We start from the raw sequence: 14932 nt of genomic DNA, 5'->3' as shown, positions 1-14932 counted from the left end.
GAAATGATGAAAAAAATAATTAATCAAACAAAAGAACTTAATACACAGGAAACGCTCGAAAAGGAATTGAAACAGTTAGGTTTGCAGAAAGGAATGACGGTATTGGTTCACTCTTCCCTTTCATCTCTTGGTTGGACGAGCGGTGGAGCAGTTGCTGTTATCCATGCTTTAATGAACGTTGTGACAGAAGAAGGGACGGTTGTGATGCCAACACACAGTGGGGATTTAAGTGACCCTGAGGAATGGGAAGATCCTCCAGTTCCAAAAGAGTGGTGGGAAACGATTAGAATGACGATGCCACCTTACGATCCTAATACGACACCAACGTTTAGGATGGGTCACATTCCAGAATTATTTCGCACATTTCCTGAAGTCGTTCGTAGTGAGCACCCTGCCCTTTCCTTTGCAGCCTGGGGGCGATATAAACAGGAGATTGTTGCTAATCACAAATTGGACTTTGGATTAGGCGAAACCTCACCTTTAGCTAGGTTATATAAAAAGAAGGCGTTTGTTTTATTTATCGGAACGAGTTATGACAGTAATACATGTTTCCACTTGGGGGAGTATCGTGCGCGGAACAACATCATCGAGGATAGAGGAGCACCAATGAAAGAAAACGGTGATAGGGTTTGGAAGAATTATCGAGATATACTGTTTAGTGATGATCAGTTTGAGCAAATAGGGGACTTATTTGAAAAGTATTATATTGTTGAAACAGGAAAGATCGGACAAGCAACATGCCGGTTATTTAAGCTTAACGAAGCAGTGGACTTTGCTACAAAAACGATTAAAGAAGATAGAAAACGTTCAAGGTAAGGATAAGGGCATCTCAGGATTATTTTTGAGATGCCCTTTCTTCTTTATTGATTAACCGTTGAATATGTTCTTTTGGTTCCCAGCAATTGAATTGATAGTGAGACTTTGTTTCAAACCTTAGACGAGCACAGTAAAATTTCGTTCTGTGATTCGTTTTAAGAGGTACAAAATGAATGCAAGTGGCACAACAGTGATAATCTTTCAATGACAGTCATTCCTCTCACTAATAAATATGTTAGCTGTCATTTTAACATAGGATGTAAGAGAAGCGAGGAATAATCTCCGTCAGTAGGTGACAAAGGTAGTTCCTGATGCAGAAAATAAGTAATAAAGAAGAAATATAGGAGAATTTCCTGGGAAATGGCGAATGAAAAAGAATTAGTAAAAGAGGGGAAAGAACCCTGCCTCCCCCCATCAATGATGATTTTCTAAAATGAGAATGATGTTAAAGCGTCAGGCTGATTTCTTAGAGTCGAAAGAGATTTGCAAAACTGTTGCCACCGTTAATATTCGGGTTCGAATGTTTTGCAATCTGTTTCTTCTTGGTTTGATGCTTCATGTCCTGTGTGGCTCACAACGTATATTTGATCTGCGGCACACTTATTTCCGTTTGCCCAATAGACACAGTTGTTAACTTCGCAAAGAACGTCAACAGCCATCAGCAATCCCCCCCCTCTCATATCAATAGTTTTTACGAACCGGGAAAGGATCATTCGTGTAAAAAAAATTGGTTATTTTCAGTTGTTGTCGTATTTTTTGTCGTTTGATTGTCCAAAGGCCTTTAGAAAACACGCAGCAGGGAGTAATAATCCGAGACTAGCTTGAATAAGGGAAAAAAATCTGGCACTTCCAACAGGAACAAGGTCACCATAACCGACTGAAAGCATCGTTACTCCACTAAAATAGAGTGCGTTCCAAAACGTTACTTCTACAGAATCATCTGTTGGATCATTGATTTTCAATACGGCTTCTTCCAATGATAAAAAGTAGTAAAGGCCTGCAAATCCAAAAGTTAAGCCGAGAAGAACAAAAAATAATTTATAGAAAAGGGCAGCGTGAAAATAAGTTTCTTTATACGTTTTGTTTGTGAAGAAGTAAATAAGATTTCCAATGACAAAAATAATTGTAAAACCAATTAACAAGGGTGTCAGCATTCAAAAATAGCTCCTTTCACTGTTCTAAAACTGCTTCCCTTTATGCAAAGCAATAAACAATTCTTTTCGCTATAAATGAAGAGGAATTAATTGAGGTTGAAGACCCTGAAAGCACAATCACAACAGCTAGAAATGGGATATCTGAGAAAGAAATTGAAAAAAAGCCACATATAAGTGGCCTTTACTGTGTGAAGCTCGATATGAAATTGTGCAACCTCTTATCGATAAAAAGAGAAAGTTAGAATCAATTTCACCCCCATATTAAGTTCAATGTAAGTGTACAACATGGGATGTCGTCGTGTGTCAAACGAAATGTAACAGACATCGGTGTATAAGAAGTTTTAACATCTAGGTCCCCCGAAGCTTGGTTCGTAATTTTATCCACTTCCTCATCCTGTCCGGCCTGTGCAGCTTCCATTAAATCGTGAATATTTTCTGGTGATTGATTAAGTTGATTCATAAATTGTATCGCTTGTTGGAGGAGTTGAGGGGACATTTGTAAAGATTCTTGAAAAATCGATATGTTCACAGGGGGATATGGATTACGATAACCGATAGATGTGTACAAAGGGTAGTAAAACATCCAAAAGAACCCACCTTTCAATCATTTTTTTATAGCATATGCGATTGATCGGTTATGGTTTGCATAGGGCTTTTACAATGTTTAGATGAAAAAACGTCACTTACAAATATTGTTCGTTGAAATTATAGTTCTTTTTCTTTATAATAAAAACTTATGTGATTTCGACATGATAAAAATCTGTATATAATCTTTTTTAGGAGGCTAATTTTGAAATATCAAAGTAAAATTGACTGGCCAGTAATGGCTATTAGTGGGGGACTACTTCTTGTGTTCGTCCTCGCATCTATTTTTAATGCTGAAATGGTAGGGAACTTAGTAAATATATCATTTGAATTTTCGGCAACGTTTTTCGGAGCATTTTGGCAGGTGCTAATGTTACTTACTTTCTTAATTGCATTAGCGATCGCTTTTTCAAAATATGGAAGAGTCAAACTAGGCAAATTGGACAAACCTGAAATGAGCACATTCAAATGGATTTCCATTATTATGTGTACATTATTAGCTGGAGGTGGAGTCTTTTGGGCAGCCGCAGAGCCGATGTACCATTTCTTATCGACACCACCTATGTATGATGATGTTGCTTCTGGTACGCAAGAAGCGGTTGTTCCAGCTCTTACACAGTCATTCTTAGATTGGGGATTTCTTGCATGGGCAATTTTAGGTACATTGAGCGCCATTGTGATGATGTATGGTCATTTTCACAAAGGGATGCCACTTAAGCCACGTACTCTTCTTTATCCAATCTTTGGAGAAAAGATTATGGAAAAAAGTGTACTAGGCACTTTAGTTGATGCTTTTTCTATTATTGCAGTAGCTGCTGGTACGATTGGTCCGATAGGATTTCTTGGGCTTCAAGCTGCATATGGGTTAGATTCTTTATTTGGAATTCCAAACACGTTCTTGACACAATTGCTCATTATTTTTGGACTTATTACAATTGCAACGATTTCTGCAGTGACAGGCGTCCACAAAGGAATTCAAATCTTAAGTCGCTTCAACGTTATTTTCACATTTATTCTCATAGTACTCGTTCTTTTATTAGGACCAGGCGCATTTATTTTTGATTCATTTGTTGGATCATTTGGGGTTTATATAAATGATTTCTTTGTAAATAGTTTATATCGTGGCGATGCAGAATGGTTATCATTCTGGACAATCTTTTTCTGGGGTTGGTTTATCGGTTACGGTCCAATGATGGCTATTTTTATTAGCAGAATCTCTAGAGGTCGAACGATTCGCCAGTTAGTTACAGCAGTTGCGATTATTGCACCTATTGTCACGAACTTCTGGTTCTCCGTGGTTGGTGGTTCAGGAATCTTTTATGAGTTACAAACAGAAGGGTCTGTATCGGGGCCACTTGAAAGTGGAGGAATGCCGGCTGCAATGATAGCTATTGTCGAACAGATTCCATTTGGTACAGCATTAGCTGCAGCATTTTTACTTGTGACAATTGTATTTGTTGCCACGACAAGTGATTCTATGTCTTATACGATTTCAATGGCTGTTACTGGTGGTGGAAACCCACCAAGTGGTCTTCGTGTATTTTGGGCAGTAATCATGGGGGCTGTTGCATCAGTTCTTCTCTTTATTGGACAAGGAAGTATCGATGCCCTCCAATCATTTATTGTGTTTACAGCTGTTCCTGTCTCTCTTATTCTTTTACCTATGCTATGGCTAGCACCAAGGGTTGCAGGTAAGATGGCGCGTGATCAAGGAATCATTCATATTGAAGAAAAATCAAAGAAAAATGCAGCTTAATATAAATATGAAACAAGGACTTGACCTTTCGCAATGCTGATTGGTAAGTCCTTGTTTTTTAATATTGGCTCTTCTTTCGTAAGATGGTAATTTGTTCAAAGTCCTACTAATTCTTCACTAACGCTCCATAAACGGGATGAAAGCTTTTCGTTATGAGTGATATCTTTTGTTTTCACTTCTTTTTTGTTTTCAAAGTACTTACCCGTAACGTCTTCGATCTCTGCGGAAGTGGCTAAATAAACGGCTGTTTGTGAACCTTCTTCAGGTGTTTTAAAAAAAGGTTTTAAGAGTTTGACGATGGTTTTACCAAATCCTGTGTCTCGATCGATTCCTAAATTAGTGGATACAGCACCAGGGTGCAAGCAATTAGCTGTTACATGCCTTTCTTGGAAACGACGAGATAATTCATAAGTAAATAAGATATTTGCTAACTTGGTTTGTGCATATGCTTTAAAAGTCCGATATTTCTTTTCAGATTGCAGGTCGTCAAAGTGGAGACGCCCAAATTTATACGCTCCTGAGGACACATTAACGATTCTTGCTGGAGCACCTCCAATCAATTTGTCCATCAAGAGATTTGTGAGCAAAAATGGTGCTAGATGATTGACGGCAAATTGAAGCTCATACCCCTGTTTTGATTCTTGTCGTTTCGTAGAAATAATCGCAGCATTGTTAACTAATACATTTAACTGACCGTAAGTTTTATTGAAATGGGAAGCGAATCGTCGAACATCAGTGAGATCAGCAAAGTCACAGAGTAGAAGATCAACTTTCGTATTTCCGGTTTTATTAACGATTTCTTCTTGAGCTTGTTTTCCTTTGACCTCGTTTCTGCATAACATGATAACTTGGGAGTCTTGATTAGCCAATGCAAATGCTGTGGCTTTCCCCATACCAGAATTAGCTCCTGTGACAAGAGCGATTGTTTGTTTTTTAATCATAATGAGATGCCTCCCTCTAGTTGTTCATTTTTTATTATTATATAGGAGATACGTAATGCAGGAATCGTTCCATTAATTTAAGTGAAGCAATGAGACTAAAGTATAGGATTTTAGTTATCCGTTTATTTTTTTCTGTCAGTGGGAATCATCCAAGTATCACGTTAGATTAAGGAGATGAGAATTAATGGTTCGAACAATACTTATGGTAATTGGTGCTATCGTCGTTATAAGCTTTTTATTAACTTTACTATAAACGATAAAACGTTAACAAATCTTAGACAAATCAAATACAGTTTTGAATTGAAAGTACAGGAGGAATTTCACTTATGAATAGACGTGAAAGGACAACTGAATCTAGTAGGAAAGAAAACACATTTAAAAAAGATAGAGAAAAACAAATGGAAAGAGATCAATCGGTGATGCCGGTAGACGAGATTCCACTTGAAGATGTGAAGTATGAAGAAGAAGAACAAAAACAAAAAAATAAACCGAAATCAAAAGATCGATCTTCCACAGATAGAAAAGATTGAAGCTGAATAAAGCTTCAGTCTTTTTTTGTGTCAGTAACAACAAGCACCCATTTTAAATTAATACATAGGATGATCTTGAAAAACAAGGAGACTCAATTATGTGAAAAATACTGTAAATCATGTATAGGAGTGAAAATATGGATACAAGTAAGGATTGGCATGCTTACGTAGGTGAAGTAGATGAATGGATGACAAAAATGGAAGATAATATGCAAGTTCGATCGAGCGAAAGTACTTCAATAGATAATAATGAGCTGTTTAATGAATTAGAAAATTTAAAAGTATTAAGGGGAAAACTTTTAGAAGATAAACAGGATGATAATTTGGAGAGGGCTTTTGAAGAGCAGGTTGATCGAGTTTACCGAGCGTATGAAAATTGGCGGAATCATGTCGCCAGTGGTGATCGAAAAGAAACAATCATGGGGAATTCGTCTTCTATCGCTCCTGGTAAACATAAATTACCTCCACTACCATACGGATATGATGCATTAGAACCAGTGATTAAAGAAGAAATTATGCGGTTACACCATCAAGAACATCATCAAAGTTACGTCGATGGTTTGAATCGAGCGGAATTAGAAATGAAACAAGCGAGAGAAAGCACTAATTTTGATCTTATTCGGCATTGGGAGAGAGAAGCAGCCTTTCATGGCGCAGGACATTACTTGCACACGATGTTTTGGAGCAATATGAGTCCGGAAGGTGGCGGAGAACCTTCCGGGAAATTAAGAAAACAAATGGATAAGGATTTTGGAAGTTTTGCAGCGTTTAAACGACACTTTAGCGAAGCTGCTAATAAAGTGCAGGGAGTAGGTTGGGCTTTGTTAGTTTGGGCACCAAGACCAAGGAGATTAGAGATTCTTCAAGCTGAATTCCATCACCTACTAAGTCAGCAAGATATGATTCCATTACTAGGCCTTGATGTTTGGGAGCATGCTTACTATTTACAATATAAAAATGACCGGAAATCATACGTTGATGAATTTTGGAAAATTATAAATTGGAACAACGTAAATGAGCGGTATGAAAAAGCTCGATTGATTAAATGGGAGCCTTTCTAGCGGAAGAATTCATCTGTTCGCTTTGTCTTACTATTGGAATTATCTTTCATGCTTCTCGTAGTAGATCTTACTCGGCCATATGAGGAGAATCATCGTCAGGATAAAGGAATTCGATTCGATTTCCATCAGGGTCTCTCACCCAGCATTGATAATTTTGACCAATACCACGTTTGGGAGGTACTTCAAGAGTGATACCATGTGATTTTAAATGATCCGCTATACCATCGATGTCGTCAACACGAATACAAAGGTGGTGAACACCGATCTCTTTTTCTAATGGTTCATGGTCGTTTTCACCCCCGTGAAAAAGTTCAATAAATTGCTGAGGGCCAACTTGAATATACTCAATCCAAGGATTTCCTTCTTTATCTTTAACGTCAAAAACATGTTTTAGACCAAGAATATCCCGATAAAACCGAAGAGATGATTCCATATCACTTACTGTTAATGCAATGTGAGCAAGTCCTTTAATCATAATAAATATCTCCTTTATGAAGTGATGACATTGTTTGCGTGTCATTTTATCATACTATACGAAGTGTTTTAAGTAGAGGGGGGGGGTTGAATTTATTTAAATTATCCTGTAGCATTGACTATGCTTGGAAAACGATAGTGTTTCTGAGAATAATAGAGAAATCATACAAATTAATTATCAAAATATAAACATCATTTATTAATAGGTGGGAATGACTCGGACAAAAGAGCCGTGCATAAGCCGAAAAGGATTTACGCGCAAGGTGTGTGTATCCTTTTCGGCTTTTTTGTTTTTAGTTTTGAAAGGGGAATGAGATGAAATACTTAGTTGATCATGAAAAAAAATCTATTCATCGCACAACGTATGCAAACGATAAGTGCCGTTTTAATGATACACATGTAGATAAAAGGGAATTCACTATCGATTTAACCTATATTGAAAGGTTAAAAATAGAGGGGAATTATGAGGAGTGCGAATTCTGTAATATTTTGGCAGCGAAACCGCAAGGAATTTAAGTTCCACCATGAAGAATGCACCTATGATTTATTAGCAGATTTGAGTATAATTATAGACATAGACAACCAACACACGATATTTATGTATTTTTAGGGATTCTAATATTAATTTACTAAGGTTGTGGGAATATATGAAAAATAATGAGTCGAACATTTACTCGCAAATATCAAGCTATATGGGACGTTTGCTAAGAGAAAAATTTGGAAAAGGGCCAACTTCTGTTTACGTTACGATAAATAATCCATATATTACGGTTTACTTACGCGATTTTTTAGCGCCAATGGAACGTGTGTTGCTAGATAAAGGAGAACGTAAACGATTAGAAGAAACTCGGGATGTCTTGATGCAAGAGTTGATACCTGAAATACAAAAAGAATTAAAAGTCATTGCTGGCATTGACATAGGAAAACTTCATTACGATTGGAATCTAGATAACCGTACTGGTATCGTATTTGGTTGGATTAAAGATGTCCAGCCAACATTAGGTGATTCAGGATTATCTAAAGTGGAGGAAGAAAAGTTCTATGAAGAAATTAATAGAGCTAGTCAAAAAGGGCAAAAGATGCCTGAAAAAACAGAAGTATTTTGGCTAAATGAACGAACAATACTTACAAAAAGAACTGGAATCTTAGTTACCATTGAGCAAGAACTGATTAAAAATGACTTTGTGAAAGAGTTGAAAATTACAAAACGTCCAATGGAAAAAGCGATAGTTGATCAACAACGGTTAGAAAAAATTATCGATCGAAAAATTCTTGATACGTTTGTAGAGTGGGATTTTTCAGAGGACATTGGTTATTTTATTTTTGTTACTGGGGCTAAAAAAGAATAAAGACAAAAACAGCCGATATCGTTAGGCTGTTTTTTAGTTTTTATGGGATGTTTTAGAACCAATGCCTCATAGTACGACATTAGGGAAAGGATAAAAAGATCAAAAAAAATTACCAAAACATATCATACTTTTACGATGATTAAGTTTATATAAACCGGGTATAACAAATATAAATAAATATTTACAAGAGGAGGTTATTTATATGAAAAAATTTAAGGTGATTGTATTGGACCAGTTAGGCAATGTGAGGACAGTATCTTCAGGTGAGGTTGAAGAAGATATAATGGAGATTAATTTTTCTTCAGAAGAAAGCAAAATATATTTTTATGAAGACATGAAAGGGAAGTACCCAGATTGTTCGATTAAAATGATGGCGTGTCAATAAAATAATCATTATATAAAAGAAAAAAGCCGACTCTAGTCAGCTTAAAATAATTGTCATTATTTATTAATTATCTTATTCCTTCTGCAATTTCAATTAATTCGTCTTGAGACAGTTCATCATCTGAAGCTATCAATTCTATAGTGAATTGACCTGTATCCCAGCGAAGAAACTGCATATCATACATGTATGAATATGATCCTTCATAGCGTCCTATCTCCACGTCTTCCTCAGAATCATCATTCTCTATAGGATGACTGTCTCCTTCTTTGAATAACGAAAGCATCAAGTAGTTCCCTGAGTTATCGATAAACTCAATCATGCTTTCATTGACATTGTCGAACTGCATAGCATCTTGGAATTGATAACTTTCCGGAATGCCATCAAAGTCAGGTAAGTCAAAATCAGTAGCTTCATCTAATTCGTCAAGCGTAAGGCTTTCAGGCATATAATTGTCCATTGATTGAATCTCTGCGTCTTCTGGTATATCAAAAGTAAACTTTTCCATATCTATATCGATATTGTATTCGATGTGGTGATAAATCGTTTCAGAACGGAAGTCATCATCTTCCCATATCATTTTCAAAGGTAAATATGTTTCTTCGTCAATCCAGATTTCATAGTTGTTGCTATAAATAGAATCTTCCTTATCCTCTATTGGAGTTAGAGAAAGATGAAAAGTAGAGCGGTCAGCAATTGTTTCTTTTCCTTCCGCAATAACCTCATTTGAGTTCAGCATCTCTGTTAACATTTGACGAATCATATCTGATTCATCTGGTGTTTCATCAGGCAATTCTTCACTGATGTTCTCATTTACCATCACCGTATTGTTTTCTTCGTCATAAGACCAAGACTGCTCTCCATCTGAAACAAAAATATGCCCATCATCCATTTCTGTTCTGTAGTGATCAGGTTTGATAATCCACTCTTTGTAATTCATCGTTTCTTCTTCTCCGTCAAAAACAAAGGAACTAGTGACTTCAGCATAGTAACTCTCCAAATCTTCCTGAGCGGCTACTGCATTTTCGACGATTTGCTCCGTATCTTCGACAGCGCAGGCAGATAGCAAAAAAGCGAATGAGAAGCTACCGAAAAGAAAAATGTTCCGTTTCATATTGATCCCCCTATAAATCTGAAAATAGTTTTCTTTATTTCAACTGTCTATTATACTTGAAACAAAAGGGAAAAACAGGATTTTTTCTTAAAAAAAGGGAAAACTTCTTCGTTTTGTTCTGAAAAGGAGGAATCAGATGAAAGTTGATTTAATAATAAGACATGCACATGTTATGACAATGAGTGGATCAGGAGTTGGTATGATAGAAGATGGAGCGGTTGCCATTAAAGGGAATCGTATTGTACAAGTAGGTAAAACGGAAGAAGTAATGAAAGGATGCCAGGCTGAAGAAATCCACGAATCTAAAGGGAAATTAGTGATGCCAGGATTCATTGATGCTCATATTCACTCGGGTTTAGCGATCTTACGTGGCGTGGCTCAAGACATGGGGAATTGGATGGAAGAAGGACTTTGGCCATTTATGAAACATGTGAAAGATGATGATCAGAGAAAAGGTTCGATGCTAAACATTATGGAGGGGGTCAAAGCAGGGACGACAACTTTTTGTGATTATGATGCTAATATGACGACGCTAGTGAACAATTATGTCGAAATAGGTGCAAGGGCTAGGCTAGCTGAAATGATCAATGAAATCCCGAAAGATATTGGGGATTTACCTAGAGGTGAGCTTTATCCGTTTGAATCAACGATAGGAGAGAAGAAGCTTCAAAATAATATTGATTTGATGAAAAATTGGGATGGAGAAAATAATGGAAAAGTGACCGTGTTATTTGGTCCCCATGGACCGGATATGATGAGCCTTGAATTATTGAAGGAAGTTCAGCATCAAGCAGAGAAGTATGATACAAAACTACATATGCACGTATGCCAAGGCGACAGAGAAATTCATCAGATGAATATGCGATATAGGAAACGTTCGATCCCCTTTTTAGAAGAAAATGGATTTTTAAACGATCGTTTATTAGCCGTTCATTTAACGGAAGCTACCAAGTCTGAAACAGCAGTTGTTGCGCAATCTGGTGCATCGATGATTAATTGTTCGGGAAGCATTGGTATTATTGATGGCATTGTTCCTCCTATATTGGAGTTTTTAGAAGCTGGTGGAAAGGCAGCACTAGGATCGGATCAAGCGCCAGGGAACAATTGTAACAATCTCTTTAATGAAATGAAATTTGTATCCATCTTAAATAAAGTGAAAACGCAAAACCCAGCAACGTTTCCTGCAACGAAAGCGTTAAGGTTAGCAACAATTGAGTCAGCAAAAGCGGTAGGGTTAGACCATGAAGTTGGTTCCATTGAAGTTGGAAAAAAAGCAGATATAATCTTTATCGATTTAGAATCGCCTTCGATGAGTCCTGTTATTAGAAAACCAGTAAGGAACATTGTCCCTAATTTGGTTTACTCAGCGAACGGGAGTGAAGTGGAACATGTCATGGTAGACGGGAAGTTTATTATGAAAGATAGGGAGATCAACACTTTAAATGAAAAAGAAAAAGTGAGAGAAGCACAAAAAGCAGCAGAGAGCTTAAGTGATCGAGCAAGTGCCGATTTTCAAAGTCACTCTCCAGTCATTGGCATGATGCAGAGAGGGGAATTATAAAAAGATAAAAAACGACTAAGAAAGAAGGGAAGACCAGTGTGGTTTGGTGAAGTAGCGGCAGAAGTCCCATTTAAGATGTATTCCATAGAGCATGCTATTGTAGTCGCTATCCTCCTTGGAGGGATCATGGCCTTGTATTTGTCTCGGAAAAAATTGAGGGGAGGAGAAACGCGCTGGTTGGAATGGCTGTTGGCTATCACCTTGATTTTGTTCGAAGTAAGTTATCAACTTTGGATGGTTGTGACAGATAAGTGGGATGCTAGCCATGCTTTACCTCTTCAATTAAGTAATTTTAGTATCATTTTTGTCATTGTACTCCTTTTTACTAGAAGTAAACTGGTGTTTGAAATTGTCTTTTTAGCAGGAATAGGTGGTGCATTGCAGGCAATGATTACACCGGTTTTAAGTTTTGGGTTTCCGCATTTTGTATTTTGGCATTTTTTCTACACACATATGATGGTAATTTGGGTTGCTTTTTACTTTTTGTGGTGTCGTGGCTTTTCATTCACACTTACGAGTGTGATGAGAACGATGTTGTTTCTAAATATCTTACTACCGTTAATTTACTTCATCAATGTTCTAGTCGGAGGCAACTACTGGTTTATTATGCGAAAGCCTTCTGGTGGAAGTTTGTTAGACTTTTTAGGACCGCATCCGTGGTATATTTTAGGGATGGAATTTGCAGCGCTTGCTTTTTTCCTTTTGCTCTGGCTAATATTTGGGCAAAAAAACCGCCGTACCTAATTGGGAATTAGTATTAGGTTTAGCAGTTATATGATTTACTGACAAGAAAATTGCTAGGCAGTAATCGAGTTAGATAGCTCCTTTTATTTGCTATCAGCCGAGCGAAGGGAAGTAAAGGATGGTCATAGTGCCCGACGAACGAGAGGGTCAGCGATGAAAGGCAGTAAACCATCGAAGTAGAAATCAAAACTAAAAAGAACCTGACTTGGCCAAAAAAGGCTTCATCAAATCAAATCAGGTTCTTCCAAACACTAAAATCATTATAGTTTAAGTAAATACCTACCTCGAACGTTACCTTGTAATATCTCACTCAACGCATTTGGTAGTTCTTCAAAACCAATTTCTGTTGCGATGTCATCTAAATGATCTGGTTTAAGGTCTGTAGCTGTTCTATCCCAGACCTTTTGACGCAAGGGCATTGGACAATAACCTGAATCAATTCCAAGGAGGTCAACTCCTCTTAAAATAAATGGCATAACGGTTGTTGGAATTTCAACACCAGCAGTTAATCCACTGACAGCAACAGCTCCCCCTTGTTTAGTCGCACTTAATATGGAAGCCAGTGGTTTTCCGCCAGTTGGATCAATTGCAGCAGCCCAACGTTGTCTTTGAAGCGGTCTGATTTTTTCAGGTGTCACTTCTTCTCGGTCAATAATAGAATGAGCTCCAAGGTTTTTTAAATATGGGTGCTCGGATTTTTTCCCAGTACTTGCCGTTACGGAATAGCCTCGTTTCGAAAGCATGGATACAGCCATACTTCCGACACCACCCGTAGCTCCAGTAACTAGAATTGGTTCTTCATCTTGAGTCAATCCTCTTTGTTCCAATCGGTGAATCGATAAGGCTGCAGTGAAACCAGCAGTACCAATGATCATTGCTTCTCTTGTCGTTAGTCCTTTTGGTAATGCAACGACCCATTTGGCAGGGACGCAGGCATATTCACTAAAACCACCGTCATGGCCTACGCCAAGTTCATAGCTCGTGACAATAACAAGGTCACCAACACGGAATTGATCATCTTTGGAGTCAACTACTTCCCCAGCTAAATCAATTCCCGGTACGTGAGGATATTTATCTGATACTTTTGATTTTGGATTAAGTGATGCTAGTCCATCTTTGAAGTTCACTCCGGAGTAATGAACCCGAATGGTGACTTCACCTGAAGGTAAGTCTGCAAATGTTCGATCTGCAATATTTATTTCACCGTTTTCATTGGCTACTAATGCTTTAAATGACTGAGTCATATAGATAGAACCTCCCCTGAGTATATGATTATATATTATTATTGTGACTTGTTAAGGTTCACCTGTCTAGGGGGAGGAAGGCTACGAAAGTGTCAAAATTATTCTTCCTCTGTCGATTATCAGGTCTAGATGTTTTCACTTCACAATTCCTTCATATGAAAAAACATAAATATTCCCCCTATAAACTCGATTACATAAATCATTTTTCAACATAAGTAGTCTCATGCCAAAGGAAAAAACTCCTCCCGACAAAACGGGAGGAGAAATGTTTAAATCATTTGTTCTTTTGGTGTTCCAACTTCTAATGGCGGTGGAACTAACCAACCTTTTTCTTTGTTAAGCCTGAGCATTTTTAAAGCGGATTGTGCTTTGTCTTGGTGGAATTGTCCATACATTATGGCAATATCTTCTCTCGTGCTTTGTGCCATTGCTTTACTACAGGCAAGAAGTCCAGCTGCAAGGTCTGTAGAAACTTGCCAGGAAATATCTTGATCGGTCATCTTTGCCCCTGGAGGGATTTCTTCAAGTGAAGCTTTAGGTCTTTCAGCTGGACTTGGAGGTAATCCAATCCCATTTTCTTTGAGCAATTGATCTACTTGCTGCTCTTCTTGACTTACTTGGTCGATTAATTGACGTATATTTTTTTTCAGATCGTCATCACCACAATGATTCTCATAAAGTTGATACATGGACTTGACTGATTTCGCAGTCGTTGAATACGTCCAAGTACTAAATATTTCACCGTAATGCATTGGTTCATTTTTTTGATTTCCGCTCAATATACCCATCTTCATCCTCCTTATTTTATAAATATGGTCCTTCTCTGAAATAATGACCACATTCCTTAATATATGGATGTTATGAGTACTTATCCTTGGGAAAAATAGTAATTAATCCTATCACAATCCGCACGTTCATTATCACCATAAAAAAACGGTGGACATAATCTAATACTAAATGAGTAAAGGAAGTGTCAAGGTGGATAAAACACAACAGCAATTGCTCGATTTAATGGTCGATCAAGTATTAACGAAGCACGGAGTAGAAAAAGACAGAAACCTCTCTCTTGAGGACAAAAAACGATTAAAAGAAGTCGTACAAAAATTACAAGAAGATGTGGAAAAATTTAGTGAACAAGCAAATAAAACGTATACCGAACACAATGTCCCAAATCAAAGGAGATAAGATTACACGGGTAATTACTTTCTCAAAATAGTGAAA

18 protein-coding genes are annotated in these 14932 nt (G+C 37.4%); 10 read left to right on the top strand and 8 right to left on the bottom strand.

Going from position 1 to position 14932, the window contains the following annotated elements; translation table 11 throughout:
• Nucleotides 1–6: 6 nt before the first annotated feature.
• A complete protein-coding gene (locus QDN89_RS17470) occupies nucleotides 7–816 on the top strand; it encodes an AAC(3) family N-acetyltransferase (RefSeq protein ID WP_280771449.1) in 810 nt (269 codons plus the stop codon).
• 503 nt (nucleotides 817–1319) lie between these two features.
• Here the strand turns inward: QDN89_RS17470 and QDN89_RS17460 are convergent.
• The 3 genes from QDN89_RS17460 to QDN89_RS17450 form a co-directional block, all read right to left on the bottom strand.
• Nucleotides 1320–1475, bottom strand: a complete 156-nt coding sequence (locus QDN89_RS17460; RefSeq protein ID WP_280771447.1) for a DUF1540 domain-containing protein — start codon at nucleotides 1473–1475, stop codon at nucleotides 1320–1322.
• A gap of 78 nt (nucleotides 1476–1553) precedes the next feature.
• The gene (locus QDN89_RS17455; RefSeq protein ID WP_280771446.1) at nucleotides 1554–1970 is read right to left on the bottom strand and encodes a potassium channel family protein; all 417 of its coding nucleotides are present in this window, start codon (nucleotides 1968–1970) and stop codon (nucleotides 1554–1556) included.
• Nucleotides 1971–2220: 250 nt separating this feature from the next.
• Nucleotides 2221–2553 (bottom strand): YuzC family spore coat inner layer protein, encoded by a 333-nt coding sequence (locus tag QDN89_RS17450; RefSeq protein ID WP_280771445.1) that lies wholly within the window; start codon nucleotides 2551–2553, stop codon nucleotides 2221–2223.
• A gap of 240 nt (nucleotides 2554–2793) precedes the next feature.
• Here QDN89_RS17450 and QDN89_RS17445 point away from each other — a divergent pair, with 240 nt between their 5' ends.
• A complete protein-coding gene (locus QDN89_RS17445) occupies nucleotides 2794–4311 on the top strand; it encodes a BCCT family transporter (protein ID WP_425335422.1) in 1518 nt (505 codons plus the stop codon).
• 95 nt (nucleotides 4312–4406) lie between these two features.
• Here QDN89_RS17445 and QDN89_RS17440 read toward each other — a convergent pair whose 3' ends face one another.
• Nucleotides 4407–5252: an SDR family oxidoreductase gene (locus tag QDN89_RS17440; RefSeq protein ID WP_280771443.1), complete on the bottom strand. Its 846-nt coding sequence runs from the start codon at nucleotides 5250–5252 to the stop codon at nucleotides 4407–4409.
• A gap of 326 nt (nucleotides 5253–5578) precedes the next feature.
• Between QDN89_RS17440 and QDN89_RS17435 the strand changes: the two genes are divergently transcribed.
• Both QDN89_RS17435 and QDN89_RS17430 read left to right on the top strand, forming a co-directional pair.
• On the top strand, nucleotides 5579–5782 hold the full coding sequence (locus tag QDN89_RS17435) for a hypothetical protein (protein WP_280771442.1): 204 nt from the start codon (nucleotides 5579–5581) through the stop codon (nucleotides 5780–5782).
• 137 nt (nucleotides 5783–5919) lie between these two features.
• Entirely contained in the window at nucleotides 5920–6843 is a 924-nt protein-coding gene (locus QDN89_RS17430) for a superoxide dismutase (protein WP_280771441.1), read from the top strand.
• A 67-nt stretch (nucleotides 6844–6910) separates the two neighbouring features.
• Here the strand turns inward: QDN89_RS17430 and QDN89_RS17425 are convergent, their stop codons facing one another.
• Entirely contained in the window at nucleotides 6911–7318 is a 408-nt protein-coding gene (locus QDN89_RS17425) for a VOC family protein (protein WP_280771440.1), read from the bottom strand.
• Between the two features lie 314 nt (nucleotides 7319–7632).
• On the opposite strand from QDN89_RS17425, the gene QDN89_RS17420 reads away from it, so the two are divergent.
• From QDN89_RS17420 to QDN89_RS17410, 3 genes are all read left to right on the top strand, one after another.
• A complete protein-coding gene (locus QDN89_RS17420) occupies nucleotides 7633–7833 on the top strand; it encodes a hypothetical protein (protein WP_280771439.1) in 201 nt (66 codons plus the stop codon).
• A gap of 131 nt (nucleotides 7834–7964) precedes the next feature.
• Nucleotides 7965–8666, top strand: a complete 702-nt coding sequence (locus QDN89_RS17415; RefSeq protein WP_280771438.1) for a Na-translocating system protein MpsC family protein — start codon at nucleotides 7965–7967, stop codon at nucleotides 8664–8666.
• A 202-nt stretch (nucleotides 8667–8868) separates the two neighbouring features.
• On the top strand, nucleotides 8869–9051 hold the full coding sequence (locus QDN89_RS17410; protein WP_280771437.1) for a hypothetical protein: 183 nt from the start codon (nucleotides 8869–8871) through the stop codon (nucleotides 9049–9051).
• Between the two features lie 67 nt (nucleotides 9052–9118).
• Here QDN89_RS17410 and QDN89_RS17405 read toward each other — a convergent pair whose 3' ends face one another.
• Nucleotides 9119–10162 carry an outer membrane lipoprotein-sorting protein gene (locus tag QDN89_RS17405; RefSeq protein ID WP_280771436.1) on the bottom strand — a complete coding sequence of 348 codons (1044 nt, stop codon included), beginning with the start codon at nucleotides 10160–10162 and terminating at the stop codon, nucleotides 9119–9121.
• Nucleotides 10163–10298: 136 nt separating this feature from the next.
• Between QDN89_RS17405 and QDN89_RS17400 the strand changes: the two genes are divergently transcribed.
• Both QDN89_RS17400 and QDN89_RS17395 read left to right on the top strand, forming a co-directional pair.
• Nucleotides 10299–11723, top strand: a complete 1425-nt coding sequence (locus QDN89_RS17400; RefSeq protein ID WP_280771435.1) for an amidohydrolase family protein — start codon at nucleotides 10299–10301, stop codon at nucleotides 11721–11723.
• Nucleotides 11724–11759: 36 nt separating this feature from the next.
• Nucleotides 11760–12467, top strand: coding sequence for a YwaF family protein (locus QDN89_RS17395; protein ID WP_280771434.1), 708 nt, complete (start codon nucleotides 11760–11762; stop codon nucleotides 12465–12467).
• A gap of 260 nt (nucleotides 12468–12727) precedes the next feature.
• On the opposite strand, the gene QDN89_RS17390 is transcribed toward QDN89_RS17395, so the two are convergent.
• Nucleotides 12728–13711 carry an acrylyl-CoA reductase family protein gene (locus QDN89_RS17390; protein ID WP_280771433.1) on the bottom strand — a complete coding sequence of 328 codons (984 nt, stop codon included), beginning with the start codon at nucleotides 13709–13711 and terminating at the stop codon, nucleotides 12728–12730.
• A 269-nt stretch (nucleotides 13712–13980) separates the two neighbouring features.
• The gene (locus tag QDN89_RS17385) at nucleotides 13981–14499 is read right to left on the bottom strand and encodes a DUF3231 family protein (protein WP_280771432.1); all 519 of its coding nucleotides are present in this window, start codon (nucleotides 14497–14499) and stop codon (nucleotides 13981–13983) included.
• Between the two features lie 190 nt (nucleotides 14500–14689).
• On the opposite strand from QDN89_RS17385, the gene QDN89_RS17380 reads away from it, so the two are divergent.
• Nucleotides 14690–14896, top strand: a complete 207-nt coding sequence (locus tag QDN89_RS17380) for a spore coat protein (RefSeq protein ID WP_280771431.1) — start codon at nucleotides 14690–14692, stop codon at nucleotides 14894–14896.
• Nucleotides 14897–14932: the final 36 nt, after the last annotated feature.

It is taken from the genome of Salipaludibacillus daqingensis (assembly GCF_029891575.1).
Lineage (GTDB): Bacteria > Bacillota > Bacilli > Bacillales > Salisediminibacteriaceae > Salipaludibacillus > Salipaludibacillus daqingensis.
Note: the sequence above shows the minus strand (reverse complement) of the source record. Positions and strands in the feature narration are given on the sequence as shown.